At 72.4% G+C, this 13,114-nt stretch carries 11 protein-coding genes; 6 read left to right on the top strand and 5 right to left on the bottom strand.

All coding sequences use genetic code 11. The features are described from left to right. Nucleotides 1–126: 126 nt before the first annotated feature. Nucleotides 127–1,941, bottom strand: coding sequence for a DEDD exonuclease domain-containing protein (locus ACIBF5_RS01875; protein ID WP_396807068.1), 1,815 nt, complete (start codon nucleotides 1,939–1,941; stop codon nucleotides 127–129). A 126-nt stretch (nucleotides 1,942–2,067) separates the two neighbouring features. On the opposite strand from ACIBF5_RS01875, the gene ACIBF5_RS01870 reads away from it, so the two are divergent. The 4 genes from ACIBF5_RS01870 (at nucleotide 2,068) to ACIBF5_RS01855 (ending at nucleotide 6,474) form a co-directional block, all read left to right on the top strand. Continuing rightward, on the top strand, nucleotides 2,068–3,468 hold the full coding sequence (locus tag ACIBF5_RS01870) for an NYN domain-containing protein (RefSeq protein WP_396807066.1): 1,401 nt from the start codon (nucleotides 2,068–2,070) through the stop codon (nucleotides 3,466–3,468). A gap of 153 nt (nucleotides 3,469–3,621) precedes the next feature. Next, a complete protein-coding gene (locus tag ACIBF5_RS01865) occupies nucleotides 3,622–3,852 on the top strand; it encodes a hypothetical protein (RefSeq protein ID WP_396807064.1) in 231 nt (76 codons plus the stop codon). A gap of 232 nt (nucleotides 3,853–4,084) precedes the next feature. After that, complete coding sequence (locus tag ACIBF5_RS01860) at nucleotides 4,085–5,344, top strand: M48 family metalloprotease (protein ID WP_396807062.1); 1,260 nt, start codon at nucleotides 4,085–4,087, stop codon at nucleotides 5,342–5,344. After that, complete coding sequence (locus ACIBF5_RS01855; protein WP_396807060.1) at nucleotides 5,341–6,474, top strand: glycosyltransferase family 4 protein; 1,134 nt, start codon at nucleotides 5,341–5,343, stop codon at nucleotides 6,472–6,474. Before ACIBF5_RS01860 ends, ACIBF5_RS01855 begins: the two co-directional genes overlap by 4 nt. 76 nt (nucleotides 6,475–6,550) lie before the next feature. Here ACIBF5_RS01855 and ACIBF5_RS01850 read toward each other — a convergent pair whose 3' ends face one another. Both ACIBF5_RS01850 and ACIBF5_RS01845 read right to left on the bottom strand, forming a co-directional pair. Further along, nucleotides 6,551–8,242: a putative bifunctional diguanylate cyclase/phosphodiesterase gene (locus ACIBF5_RS01850; RefSeq protein WP_396807373.1), complete on the bottom strand. Its 1,692-nt coding sequence runs from the start codon at nucleotides 8,240–8,242 to the stop codon at nucleotides 6,551–6,553. A gap of 100 nt (nucleotides 8,243–8,342) precedes the next feature. Continuing rightward, nucleotides 8,343–9,152 (bottom strand): SAM-dependent methyltransferase, encoded by an 810-nt coding sequence (locus ACIBF5_RS01845; RefSeq protein WP_396807058.1) that lies wholly within the window; start codon nucleotides 9,150–9,152, stop codon nucleotides 8,343–8,345. A 340-nt stretch (nucleotides 9,153–9,492) separates the two neighbouring features. Between ACIBF5_RS01845 and ACIBF5_RS01840 the strand changes: the two genes are divergently transcribed. Together ACIBF5_RS01840 and ACIBF5_RS01835 are read left to right on the top strand one after the other, a co-directional pair. Continuing rightward, complete coding sequence (locus ACIBF5_RS01840) at nucleotides 9,493–10,065, top strand: TlpA family protein disulfide reductase (RefSeq protein WP_396807056.1); 573 nt, start codon at nucleotides 9,493–9,495, stop codon at nucleotides 10,063–10,065. Nucleotides 10,066–10,230: 165 nt separating this feature from the next. Beyond that, the gene (locus tag ACIBF5_RS01835; protein WP_396807054.1) at nucleotides 10,231–10,671 is read left to right on the top strand and encodes a DUF4395 domain-containing protein; all 441 of its coding nucleotides are present in this window, start codon (nucleotides 10,231–10,233) and stop codon (nucleotides 10,669–10,671) included. A 69-nt stretch (nucleotides 10,672–10,740) separates the two neighbouring features. Here ACIBF5_RS01835 and ACIBF5_RS01830 read toward each other — a convergent pair whose 3' ends face one another. Then, a complete protein-coding gene (locus ACIBF5_RS01830; protein ID WP_121155899.1) occupies nucleotides 10,741–11,409 on the bottom strand; it encodes a response regulator transcription factor in 669 nt (222 codons plus the stop codon). A gap of 7 nt (nucleotides 11,410–11,416) precedes the next feature. After that, entirely contained in the window at nucleotides 11,417–13,108 is a 1,692-nt protein-coding gene (locus ACIBF5_RS01825) for a GAF domain-containing sensor histidine kinase (protein ID WP_396807051.1), read from the bottom strand. Nucleotides 13,109–13,114: the final 6 nt, after the last annotated feature.

Here is a 13,114-nt window from a genome sequence, read left to right as displayed (position 1 = left end):
GAGACACCTCCTCACCAAGCTGCCGCACAACCTCGTCCGGTCGTACGGGAGCAGCCCGTCGAAACGGGCAGGACTGCACTTCCTTAACAGCCTAGTTGGGTTGACGTAGTCCGATCGGTCAGTTGCTCATAGGCGTTCGGTCGAGACTTGGGCCGAGGATGCCGACTCCGCCTTGGCGAGCAGGTCCCGGAACCGGGCCGCACCGCGTACCGGCGAGGCCCAACCGGCGGAGACCTCGACCAGCCGGGTCTCCGGTCGCTCCAACCAGGCCAGTATCCGCTCGCTCTCCTCGGCCGAGGCACTCGGCACCGGACCGTGTCCTGGCAGGACCGTCTCGGCCGTCGCCCGGACCAGGTCGAGCACCGGTCGGGGATGCACCCCCGGTGCCGCCGTGGCCGCACCGGCCAGCCGCCCGTGCCGGACCACCACCAGCTCCCAACCCCCGGTCTCGGTCCGGCGGGCCGCCGCCAGCTCGGCGATCCGGGTCAACCCGGCCAGCCGTTGCATCCGCAGGGTGGCCCGGAGCACTGCGGTGAGCCGCCCACGCACCGTCGCCGCCTCCTCGTAACGGTGCTCGGCCGCGAGAACCTCGATCCGGGCCAGCAGGGCGTCAACCACCACCTGCGGATCCTCCATCGTCGCCACCCGCAACGGGATGGTCGCCGTCCGCTCGTACTCCGCCGGGGAGATCCGGTGCTCGCACGGCGCCGCGCACCTGCCCAGCTCGGCCAGGGCGCAGGCCGGCGTGACCGTCCTCGTGGAGAGCTTGTGAGTGCACTGGCGCAGCGGCACCGCGTCGTGGATGCCGGCCGCCGCCAACTCGGCGCCCCGCCTGGAGGTGAACGGCCCCAGATAGGCGTCGTCGTCCGGGGCGAGCTGCCGAACGACCGACAACCGGGGGTACGGCTCCGAGGTCAGCTTGAGCCACACCTTCCGCTCCGGAAACTTCGACCGCCGGTTGTACGGCGGCGCGTGTGCCGCGATCAACCGCAGCTCGCGGACCTCGGCCTCCAGAGCGTGCGCGCACTCGATCGCCTCGACCCGCTCGGCGGCGGCCAACATCTCCGACATCCGGGCCCGCTTCTCCGCCGCCGTGAAGTAGCTGCGCACCCGGGTGGCGATGTCACCGGAGGTGCCGACATAGAGCGGCCGGTCGTCGGCGGCCCGGAAGATGTACACCCCGGGCGCCTTGGGCAGCCCGTCGGCGAGGTAACGCTTACGCCGCTGGGTCGGGGTGACCGCGCGGGCGAACTCGATCGCCTCGCCGATGGTCCGCACCCCGTGCCCCGCCAGCCGGGCGATCAACCCGTGCAGCACGTCGACGGTGGCCTGGGCGTCGTCCAGCGCCCGGTGACTCGGCTGGCGGGAAGTGCGGAAATACGCGGCCAGGGTGCCGAGCTTGCGGTTGGGCACCTCGTCCCGGGTGAGCACCCGACGGGCCAGCGCGGCGGTGTCCAACACCCGTGGGTTCGGCCAGGGCTGGCCGAGCTGGGCGCAGGCGGCCTTGAGGAAACCGACGTCGTACGGCGCGTTGTGGGCGACCAGCACCGCGCCCCGGATGAACTCCAGGAAACTCGGCAGCACCTCGGCGATCCGTGGCGCCGGCAGCAGCATCGCCTGGGTGATGCCGGTCAGCACGGTGATGAACGGCGGGATCGGCTGATCCGGGTTGACCAGCGTGGCGAGGGTGCCCAACTCCTCGCCACCGCACACCTTCACCGCGCCGATCTCGGTGATGCCGCCACCGTCCGGGGCGCCACCGGTGGTCTCCAGGTCCACCACCACGAACGTCGTCCGGAACAGGGGCAGGTCGTCCGGGACCTGGTCGCCGGTGAACAGCCCGTCCAGGGTGCCCTGGAGGTAACCGGGCCGCACCGGGTCGGAACCGCTGCGGGGCAGCGGCGGCCGGGCGGGCCGCACCGGGGAATCGGGTTGTGCCATTCGGGCAGGTTAGGGCGTGGGTGCGACACAGGGACACCACCAGTACCGTGAGTCACACCCGATCCGCCAGAAGAGATCATCTGAGTCATCGGGCGCCCGGACCACCGGCGGTGGGAGACTTGCTCCATGCCCCTTACCGAACCGACCGACGACCGCCTCCCCGAACCGGGGGAGCCGGCCGTGCCGGCCGTCGACGGGGACGGTGGCGGGGGCGAGAACCTGGATCTCGAACCGGAGCCCGTACTGCCCGAGCCGGTCCGCCAGCGGATCGTGGCGTTGACCGCCGTGGCCCTGCCCGGCCTGCCCACCGAGGAACTGCCGGTACCGCTGCGCCGGGTGGCGAAGTTCGCACCCAACCGGCGGGCCCGGCTCGGCGCACCGATGATCGCCGCCCAACTCGCCAGCGACCCGCTGTTCCGGCAACGGATCACCAAGCGGGTGCTGGCCGACGCCGGCGACCTGGGTGCTGCCGTGATCGCCGGAACCGCACCGGCCGCGGCCGACCCGGTCGAGGTCGCCGCCCTCGCGTACCTGGTCCGCCCGCGCGGCTGGCGGGACCTGGTCGAAACCGCCGGAGTCGCGGTCCGCGCCGAGGCGGACAGCGCGCTCGTCGCCGAACTGGTACGGGAGGCCGAGCAGCGGGCCAGCCGCGCCGAACACGACCGCGCCGTCGCCCGGGTCGAGGCGGACAAGCTCCGCGACGAGGTGGCCCGGGTGCGCGAGGAACTCGGCCAGTTGCGCGAGGAAGCCCGGGTGCTGGCCCGGTCACTGCGCGAGACGCAGGCCCGCGAGCGCAAGGCCACCGAGATGCTCGCCACCGAGAAGGGGCGCACGGCCCGGCTCAACGCCGACCACGACGCCGAACTGCGTCGGATCCGGGCCCGGCTCGCCGAGGCCGAGGCGGTCGCCGGCGCCACCCGACAGACCGCAAAGGAAGCCCGTTCGGTCGACGACGCCCGGCTCTGGCTGCTGCTGGAGACGATCGGTCAAGCCGCCGTCGGCCTGCGCCGGGAACTGGCACTCGACCCGGCCGAACGGATGCCGGCCGACTACGTGGCGGATGCCTTCGCCGAGCGCCCGGCGGCGGCGACCTCCGCCCGCGCGCTCGACACCGACGACCCGGCCCGGCTCGACGAACTGCTCGCCATGCCCCGGGTGCACCTGGTCGCGGACGGCTACAACGTGACCAAGCGGGGCTTCGGTGAGATGTCGCTGGAGCAGCAGCGCAAACGGCTCATCACCGGCCTCGGCGGGCTGGCCGCGCAGACCGGTGCCGAGGTCACCGTCGTCTTCGACGGCGCCGAGCGGATGCACGGGCTGCCACCCGCACCACGCGGCGTACGGGTCCTCTTCTCCCGCAAGGGAGAGACGGCTGACGAGCTGATCCGCCGGCTGGTCCGGGCCGAACCGGTCGGCCGCCCGGTGGTCGTGGTCTCCTCCGACCGCGAGGTCGCCGACGGTGTCCGCCGACACGGCGCCTACCCCCTCGGCGCCGACTCCCTCCTACGTCGCCTCTCCCGCTCCTAGCGGGGTAAGGAAGGGCCCCTTGTTATCGCTTTTGGTCGAACAAGGGCCCCTTCTTAACGCTCGGCTGGTTTGTCATACCCCTCACTTAGCGTCGATGTAACTGAGGGTGGCTGGAGTGCGACACGACTCCGGTCGTACCGCCGAGGAGGAGCGATGCTCATCGACTGCGACAGTTGCACCGTCCGGGGTCCTGCCTGCGACGGGTGCCTGGTCAGCGCGCTGATCGACCGGCCGGAGGCCGAGGCGGGACTGACCGCGGACGAGCACCGGGCGATCGAGGTGTTCAGCCGGGCCGGCTTCGAGGTGACGGTGCTGTCGTCCGGTCCGGCCGCGCCACGGCCGCTGGCCCGACCCCGCCGCACCCGACGCCCCCGGGTCGCCTGACCGCCTTCGGCGTGACCGGTTCCGCCCCCACACCCGACCGGTCCTGGTCCGGACTGGCCGAGTGGTCGGGCTGGTTGAGTGGTCGGGCTGGCCGAGTGGTCCGAGTGGTCCGAGTGGTCGGGGCTGGTTGAGTGGTCGGGCTGGCCGAGTGGTCCGAGCGGTCCGGGACCCCACCGGCGCGCGGACGCCTAAGATGGGCCGGCGCACACGGGCAACGGGAGGAGCGACACGGATGACGCCTCGAGGGTGGGCGGTCGTGACGCTCGTCGGGCTGGTGGTGCTGCTCATCGCCAGCGTCGCCCTGCTGGTGCCGTGGAGCCGCCCGCCGGCGCCCCGGGCCGACCAGTTGGCCGCGCTGCGCGAGCTGGCACCGGCCGAGGTGGGTCGCAGCCGCGCGTTCCACGCCGCCTTGCGCCCCGGCTCGTACGGCGCACTCGCCATCGGCCTGCTGGCCGCGCTGCTACTCGGCCTGACCCCGCTCGGCAGCCGCTTGATCGGCCTGGTCAGCCGCCCCTTCGGTGACCACTGGATCGCCCAGGCGGTGCTCGGCGGGCTGGCCGTGGTGCTCGTCGCCGACCTGGTCACGCTTCCGTTCACGGCCTGGCGGCACGCCGTCGTCGACCGCTACGGCCTCTCCACCCAGAGCTGGGGCGGTTGGACGGTCGACCTGCTCAAGTCGTACGTGGTCAGCGCCGTGATCGGCGCCGTCGCACTGCTCGGCTTCTACACCGTGACCCGGTTCGCCCCGCGCTGGTGGTGGGCGTTCGGCGCCGCCGGTGCCGCCGTACTCGTGGTGCTCCTGTCGTTCGTCCTGCCGGTGCTGGTCGAGCCGGTCTTCAACCGGTTCACCCCGATGGAACCGGGGCCACTGCGTACGGAGCTGATGGCGTTGGCCGACCGGGACCGGGTGCCGGTACGGGACGTCCTCGTCGCCGACGCCTCCCGCCGCACCCGGGCGGTGAACGCGTACGTCTCCGGGTTCGGCCCGACCCGGCGCATCGTCGTCTATGACACGCTGCTGCGCGAGGCGTCCCCGGCCGAGGTCACCAGCGTGGTGGCGCACGAACTGGGGCACGCGAAGGACCGTGACGTGCTCGCCGGCACCCTCACCGGCGCGCTCGGCGCGGCTGCCGCGGTGACTGTGCTCTACCTGCTCGGTTCGTGGGGCGGGCTGCTGCGGGCCGCCGGGGTGGAGTCGATCGGGCAGCCCCGCGCCTTCGCGTTGGTGTTCGCCGTCGTCGCGGTCGCCGGCCTGGTCAGCACCCCGGCCCAGGCGTTCCTGTCCCGGCGCGTGGAGGCGCGGGCCGACGCGCACGCGCTCGCCCTGACCGAGGACCCGACCACCTTCGAGGCGATGCAACGCCGTCTCGCCACGGTGAACCTGGCCGACCCCGATCCGCCCCGCTGGGAGTACCTCTACTCCGCCTCCCACCCGTCCACCGTCGAGCGGATGGCCGCCGCGCGTGCGTACGGTCGGGGGGAGGGGCGGTGAACCGCACCCTGGTGATCACGAACGACTTCCCGCCCCGGGCCGGCGGCATCCAGTCGTTCGTGCACAACCTGGCCGTACGGCAGCCGACCGGCGCGATCGTGGTCTACGCCTCGACCTCGCCCGGGGCGGAGAAGTTCGACGCCGAGCAACCGTTCGAGGTGGTCCGCGAGCCGACCGGCATGCTGCTGCCGACTCCCGGGATCGCCCGGCGGGCGGCCCACCTGGTCCGCGAGTACGACTGCGACACGCTCTGGTTCGGGGCCGCCGCCCCGCTCGGTCTGCTCGCCACCGGCCTGCGTCGTCGTGCCGGCATCGGTCGCTCGATCGCCCTCACCCACGGGCACGAGATCGGCTGGGCGGCGCTTCCTGGTGCCCGTACCCTGCTCCGCCGGATCGGCCGGGGACAGGACGTGACGACGTACCTCGGCGAGTACACCCGAGTCCGGCTCGACCGGGTGCTGGGTGACGTCACCGAGCTGCGGCGGCTGGCGCCCGGGGTCGACGTCGACCTGCACCACCCGGGGATCGACGCGTCCGGCGTACGGGCCCGGCACGGCCTGACCGACCGGCCGGTGGTCGTCTGCGTCTCCCGCCTGGTGCCGCGCAAGGGACAGGACGCGTTGATCCGGGCACTGCCGTCGATCCGGCGTCGGGTGCCGGACGCGGCACTGCTGATCGTTGGCGGCGGACCGTACCGCCCGACGCTGGAGAAGCTGGTACGCGAGCACGACCTGTCGGCGGACGTGGTTTTCACCGGGGCGGTGGAGTGGGCGGAACTGCCGGTGCACTACGCGGCCGGTGACGTCTTCGCGATGCCGTGCCGGACCCGCAACCGGGGGCTCGACGTGGAGGGGCTCGGCATGGTCTTCCTCGAAGCCTCCGCCACCGGCCTGCCCGTTGTCGTGGGGAACTCGGGCGGTGCGCCGGACGCGGTACGCGACGGCGAGACCGGCTACCTCGTCGACGGCCGGGACCTCGGCCAGCTCGCGGACCGGATCGCGACCCTGCTCGACGATCCGGCCCGGGCGCGGCGGATGGGCACCGCGGGCCGGGCCTGGGTGGAGCGGGAGTGGCGCTGGGAACTTCAGGCGGATCGGCTGGCGGGGCTGCTCCGACCGGCCGGCTTTTGAGCGGCCGGACCGGGGTGCCCGGAGCAACTCGGACTGTCGCGCCCCCGCGCCGACCCCGGTCCGGGCACCCGCCGGGCTAGCTGGCCTGGTGCACCCCGGGTGAGCCGAGGCGGTCGTGGATCCGGCCGGCCGGTTCGGGGCGGCCGAAGTGCCAGCCCTGCGCGGCGTCGCAGCCCAGCGCCCGCAACCGTTCGGCCTGCCCGGCGGTCTCCACCCCCTCCGCGGTGACGGTCAGGTTGAGGGCGTGCGCCAGGGAGACCAGGGTGGCGAGGATCCGTTCGTCGGTGTGGCTCGCCGGGTCGTTCCCGGCGGCCTGCAACCCGGCCACGAAGGAGCCGGCCACCTTCAGCTCGCAGACCGGCAACGACCGCAGGTAGGCGAGATTGGAGTAGCCGGTGCCGAAGTCGTCGATGGCGATGCGGACCCCGAGTTCGGCGAGGGCGCGCAGCGCCTGCACCGGTTCGCCCGTGGTGGTCATCAGGGCGCTTTCGGTGATCTCCAGTTGTAGCCGGTGCGGCGGCAGGCCCGTCTCGTCGAGCAGCGCCCGGATCTCGTCCGCGAGCCCGGCGCCGTGTACCTGGCGGACCGCCAGGTTGACGCTGACGAACGGCGCGTTCGGGCTCAGGGTCAGCCAGCGGCGGGCCTCGCGGCAGGCCTCGTTGAGCACCCAGTCACCGAGGCGGACGATCAGGCCGGTCTCCTCGGCCAGCCCGATGAAGCTGTCCGGGCGGAGTACGCCCAGCTCCGGGTGGCGCCACCGAACCAGTGCCTCCACGCCCAGGACGCCGCCGCAGGTCAACGAGACCAACGGCTGGTAGTCCAGATAGAACTCGCCCCGGTCCAGCGCCCCCGGCATAGCCGCGGAGAGGGCGTGCCGGGTCAGTTCGAGTTCGTTGCGTTCGGCGTCGAAGAGCGCCCAGCGTCCCCGGCCGGAGCTCTTCGCCCAGTGCAGGGTGACGTCGGCGGCCCGCATCATGTCGTCCGGGCTGGTGTCGGCGACCGGTCGTTCGACCACGCCGACGCTCGCCGACACGGTCAACTCGTGTCCTTCGACGATCGAAGGTTCGCCGATCGCGGCCAGCGCCGCGTCGGCGACCTTGATCGCGTCGTCGGTGCAGCTCGTCTCCTCGATCAGGATGACGAACTCGTCGCCGCCGAGCCGGGCGACGAGGTGTTCGCCCACCTCGCGGCGCAACCGGTCGGCGACCGACACCAGCAGTTGGTCGCCGACCGGATGCCCGAGGGTGTCGTTGACCACCTTGAACCGGTCGAGGTCGATGAAGCAGAGACCGATCCGCCGCTCGTCACCGCCGGGCCGGCGTACGGCGGCGCCGAGTCGTTCGGTGAACAGGGCACGGTTGGGCAGGCCGGTCAGCGGGTCGTGGGTGGCCTGGTGCCGGAACCGGGCCTCGCTCTCGCGTAGCGCCCGTTCCGCCTGTTCACGGGCGACCATGCCGGCACGCCGGATCGACTCCTGCTCGTCGAGGGTACGGTCGTGCATCGCCCGGCTGTATCCGGTGGCGACGGTGGCGAGCAGCCGCGCCATCCGGTCCTGGGCGTCGTCCTGACAGAGGCCCAGGTCGCGCAGCAGGCGCAGTTGGATGACCTCGATCGTGCGGCCCAGTCCCTCCGCCGACGCCACGTGCGCGGCGACCAGCGCGGCACCGACCCGGTGGCCGGTACGCAGGTCGAACGGTTCCGACTGGAGTGCGTCCGCGAGTTCGCCGGTGAGCTGTTGCAGGAGTTGTTCGAGCTGGGTCTGGGTCATGGGCAGGTAACTGGTGCCGGTGACCGCCTTTGCCCAGGCGCGGGCGAAGGCGGCGAGGCCGGGCCGGGAGGCGGTCAGCACCGCCCGGTCGGCGGACTGGTCACCCACCGTGCCGTCCCACGCCGCCCATGAAGACCGCCCGTTCGGCGTCGTCGAGACTGTCGAACGCGTCGGGTCGCCACTGTGGCACCCAGACCACGCCGGGGTCGACCAGGTCGAAACCGTCGAAGAGTCGGGTGAGTTCGCGGCGGCCTCGTACCGTGAGCGGGTTGTCCGTACGTCGGTAGACCCGTTCCGCTTCCTCGCGTTCGTCGTCCGTACGGCCGTCGTCGCTGGCCTGCGAGAGCACCAGGTAACTGCCGGGGGCGAGGTTGCGCCGGACGGTCGCCAGGATCCCGGGTGGGTCGTCCGCGTCGGGGATGAAGTGCAGCACCGCGACCACCATGACGGCCACCGGTTCGTCGAAGTCCAGCAGCTTGCGTACGTCGGGGTGGGAGAGGATCTCGTCCGGCTGGCGAAGGTCCCCCCAGAGCGCTGTCGCCTGCTCGTTGCCGCTGAGGATCTCCCGGCTGTGCGCCACCGCGACCGGGTCGACGTCGACGTAGACCACCCGGGTGTCGGGAGCGGCCTGCTGGGCGATCTCGTGCACGTTGCCCACGGTCGGGATGCCCGATCCGATGTCGAGGAACTGCCGGATGCCGGCGTCGATCAGGTAGTGCACCGCCCGGCGGAGGAAGGCCCGGTTGGCCTGGGCCATCAGCGGCGCCTCGGGAACGGAGGCGATCATCGCCTGGGCCGCCCGCCGGTCTGCCGCGAAGTTGTGCGATCCGCCCAGGTAATAGTCGTACATCCGGGCCACGCTGGGTCGTTCGATGTCGATGCTCTGCGGTGCCCAGTCCGGCCTTTGCATGCCTACCTGCCCCTATGCTGAGAACGCACGAAATACTGCCCCCGCGGATGTTCCCCGGTTATTCTGCCCGTCGCCTGCCCGGCTATCCAGACCGTGCTGGATCATCCTCCGCACCGATGCCGGCGGAGATCGTCGACGGAGTCCATCGACGGCGGGAACCATATCGACGGTGGGGACCATCGACAGCGGGGACCATCGACGGCAGACACCATCGCACGCTGTGGGATCCGACATGGACACGGGGTCGGCGTGGCCACCGCGACCCGGCGGGAGTGGGACGTTGGCCACCCGTGACGGGACGCCGTGGCCATCGGCGACGAGCCGTGGCAGTGTGGGGAGCGTGCAGGACTCCGCGTTGACCGGACCGCTGGTGGTCGTGGCCGTACTGGTCGCCGCCACCGCCTTCGGGCTGTGGCGGCGTCGCCGGGACGGTCGGCTGCGCCCGGTGCTCGCCCGGTCCGCACCGGTCGCCCACCCGGGTTCCGGGTTCGGCACGATCCACCGCGTCGAGACCGCCGACCCGGGCCGGGCCGCCGGGTCGCGGGCGTCGGACCGACAACCGGACCTGACGGGTACGCCGGAGGAGCTGGTCGAACCCGGTCTGCTCACCGGCCTCGGGGTGCGGCTCGGTACGCCGGTCACCCTGGTGCAGTTCTCGTCGGCGTTCTGTCAGCCCTGCCGGGCCACCCGTCGGGTGCTGGGTGAGGTCGCCGGGCTGCTCGACGGTGTGGAGCACGTCGAGGTCGACGCGGAGAGTCAGCTCGCCGCGGTCCGGGCGCTGAACATCTGGCGTACGCCGACCACGCTGGTCGTCGACGCCGAGGGCCGGATCGTGCAGCGGGCCGCCGGGGTGCCGGCGAAGGCCCAGGTCATCGCCGCGCTGGCCCCGTTGCTCACCGGTACCGAGCGATGAGCACCCCGGCCCGGGAGGGTCGCCCGGTGGCGGCCCGTCTCTTTACCCGGCGCCGGATCGTCGACCACGGTCGCCTCTGCACCAGCCTCTGTCGTTGAACCCGGACCCCGTTCGTCCCGGTTCGCCGGCGGCCGTGTGTGCCGCCCCTCCCGACAGAGGTTGATGATGTTGCTCGATCCCCGAGGGCCTCGGTTCGCCGCGGCCGTCACCACCGTGGTTCTGATCGTCGTGCTGTTCACCGGTTCCGGTTGGCTCGCGTTGGCCCAGGCGGTGGTCTTCGGCGTCACCGCCGCGTCTCCGCGCCGTGGCCCGTACGGGCTGCTCTTCCGGGCCTTCGTCGCCGGCCGGCTGCGGCCACCTACGGAGCTGGAACCGGTTGCGCCGGTGCGGTTCGCGCAGCTCGTCGGGTTGGTCTTCACCCTGGTCGCGTCCGCCGGATATCTGTCCGGGGGGAGCGGCGTGGGTGTGGTGGCGACCGCGTTGGCGTTGGCCGCGGCGTTCCTCAACGCGGCCTTCGGGCTCTGCCTCGGTTGCGAGGCGTACCTGGCGTTCCGTCGGCTCGGCGGGCGGGTGATCCCGGCCCGGGTGCCGGTCGACGGCTCCTGACCTGCTCGGTTCCCGCCGGTCCGGTCCAGTCGTGAGCCATGCTCGCGTGCTGGTCCGGACCGGACGGGATCAGAACTTGGGTGCGTCCGGGGCCTCGAGCAGACCGAGCCGCAGTGCGGTCATCAGCGCCTGCGCGCGGTTGGCCGCGCCGAGCTTCTCGTAGAGCTTGGAGATGTGCGTCTTGGCCGTCGACTCGCTCACGAAGAGCTGCTTGGCGATGCCGGCCACGCTCATCCCGTCGGCGAGCAGCCGCAGCACCTGGCCCTCGCGGGGGGAGAGCTGCGGGCCGGAGGGGGCCAGCCGGCGCTTCATCGCCTCGGCCAGGTCGGCGGCGGTGAACGCGCTCGGCGACGAGGCGGCGTGCCGGGCGGCGGCGACGACCTCGTCGGCGGGGGCGGTCTTCGGTACGAAGGCGCTCGCACCCGCCTCCAGCGCGCCGAAGAGCTGGTCGTCACCGGCGTACATGGTGAGGACGACGATGCCCATCGTGGCGCTCGACTTGCGCAGGGCGCGGGTGGCCTCCAGGCCGCTGCCGTCGGGGAGGCGGAGGTCCATGATCACGACGTCGGGCTGCAGGGCACCCGCCTGGCGGACCCCTTCAGCCGCCGTCGCGGCCTCGCCGACGACCTCGAACTGCCGGTCCCGCTCGAACGCGTGGCGCAGGCCCTTGCGGATCAGGTCGTGATCGTCAACAAGAAGGACCTTGGTGCGGCCGGCCGGTGTGGGGCTCGTGGTCATGCTCGGGTTACTCCCCTTCTGATGCGGTGACGCTATCGCGCACGTTATCGCGTCGGGGGGTGGTTCCGACCACCACCGCCACCGTTGTGCCACTGGGATGTCGCGGACGGATCTCCAGTCGGCCCCGGATACGTTCCGCTCTCTCGGCCATGATCGCAAGACCATACCGCCCATCCGGACGCTGGTCAGCGATGCCCTGACCATCATCCGACACTTCTATTTGCGCGTACGGCGGGTCCACGGCGCAGGTTACCCACAAATTGGACGCCCCGGCGTGTTTGCGCGCATTGGTGATTGCTTCTTGGGCGATGCGTAACAACTCGGCCTCGGTCGCGGCGGGAAGTCGGGCGGTCGACTCGTCGAGGGACAAATGCACCCGGAGTCCACCGGAGGCGCCCACGGTCCGGGCGTACTCGGCCATCGCGGCGGCCAGTCCGCCGTGCCGGTCGACCTCGCTGCGGAGTTCGAACAGGCTCAGTCGCAGTTCGGTGATGACTCGGGTGACCTCACCGCGGAGCGTACGGAGTTCGCCGGCGGTCTCGACGGCGTCCTCGGGCAGGGTGGCCATCGCGTTGTCGATGCCGTAGCCGACCATCACGAGTTCCTGGGCCACCCCGTCGTGGATCTCCCGGGCCAGCCGCTGGCGTTCCTCGTTGGTGGCGAGCGAGCGCACCTCGTCGAAGAGGAGCGCGGCTTCCAGCCGGAGCGCGGCCGGTCGGGTCAGCGCGGTCACCCGGGCCACCACGGGCGCCGGGTACGCGTTCGCCGCGTCCGCCTCCAGGGTGACCAGGCCGACCGTACGCACCCCCGCGACCAGTGGCACCACCAGTGCGGAGACGTCCCCGCCGGAGTGTGAGCGGGCCTGGGAGCGTGGGGCGGTCTGGGGCTGCTGGCTGGCCCAGGCGTCGGCGATGGCCGAGTCGGCGTCGAGGGTGGTCTCCCAGTCGACCCGGTCCACGCCCACCTGGGCGAGCACCACCAGCCGGCCGCCGCCGCTGACCGAGAGGACCGCGGCCCGGTCGGCGCGGACCAGCACCCGCAACTCCTCCAGCAGGTGTTCGGAGATGCTGCCCGGATCCAGGGTCGCCCCGGGGAGCTGGCGCGCCACGCTCCGGAGCTGGGTGAGCAGCCGGGTCGCCTCGGCGTACGGCTGCGGTCGGCTCTCACCCCGGGCCTGCCAGATCCGTTGCAGGGTGCCGGCCGCGTACAGGCCGAGCGCGGCGAGCACCAGCCACTGGACGGAGACCGCCAGGTAACCGAGCTGGCCGAGGTGTCCGAACGGCTCGTCGGCGCTGTTGCCGCTGAGGAAGCCGCCGACGGCCAGGCTCGCGGTGGTGACCGCGAGCAGTGCGACACCCTCCCGTGAGCGGCGCTGCAACGCGGCGACGGTCAGCGGCACCGAGAGGTACGGCAGGATCGCCGCCGCCCCCATCCCGCCGAGCGACGCCTCGTCCGCCACCTGGCTCGCCGCGAAACCGACGATCACCACCTCGGCGAACCGGCCGAGCGGGGCGAGGACCCGGTGGTGCGGGGCGAGAACCGCCGGGATGCCGGCGACCGCGAGCAGGGCGATCCAGATGAGCTGGTCGAGGTCACCGGTGGTGATCAGGGTGAGGATCGCGACCAGCGCGAGCATGACGACGCGTGCCGCCGCCGCGAGGGGATGCGGGCGGGGGAGGGCGGATGTCGAGGCGGGCACCTGACG

Source organism: Micromonospora sp. NPDC050417, from assembly GCF_044458865.1.
Taxonomy (GTDB): Bacteria; Actinomycetota; Actinomycetes; order Mycobacteriales; family Micromonosporaceae; genus Micromonospora_G.
This window is presented reverse-complemented; position numbering and strand designations above follow the sequence as displayed.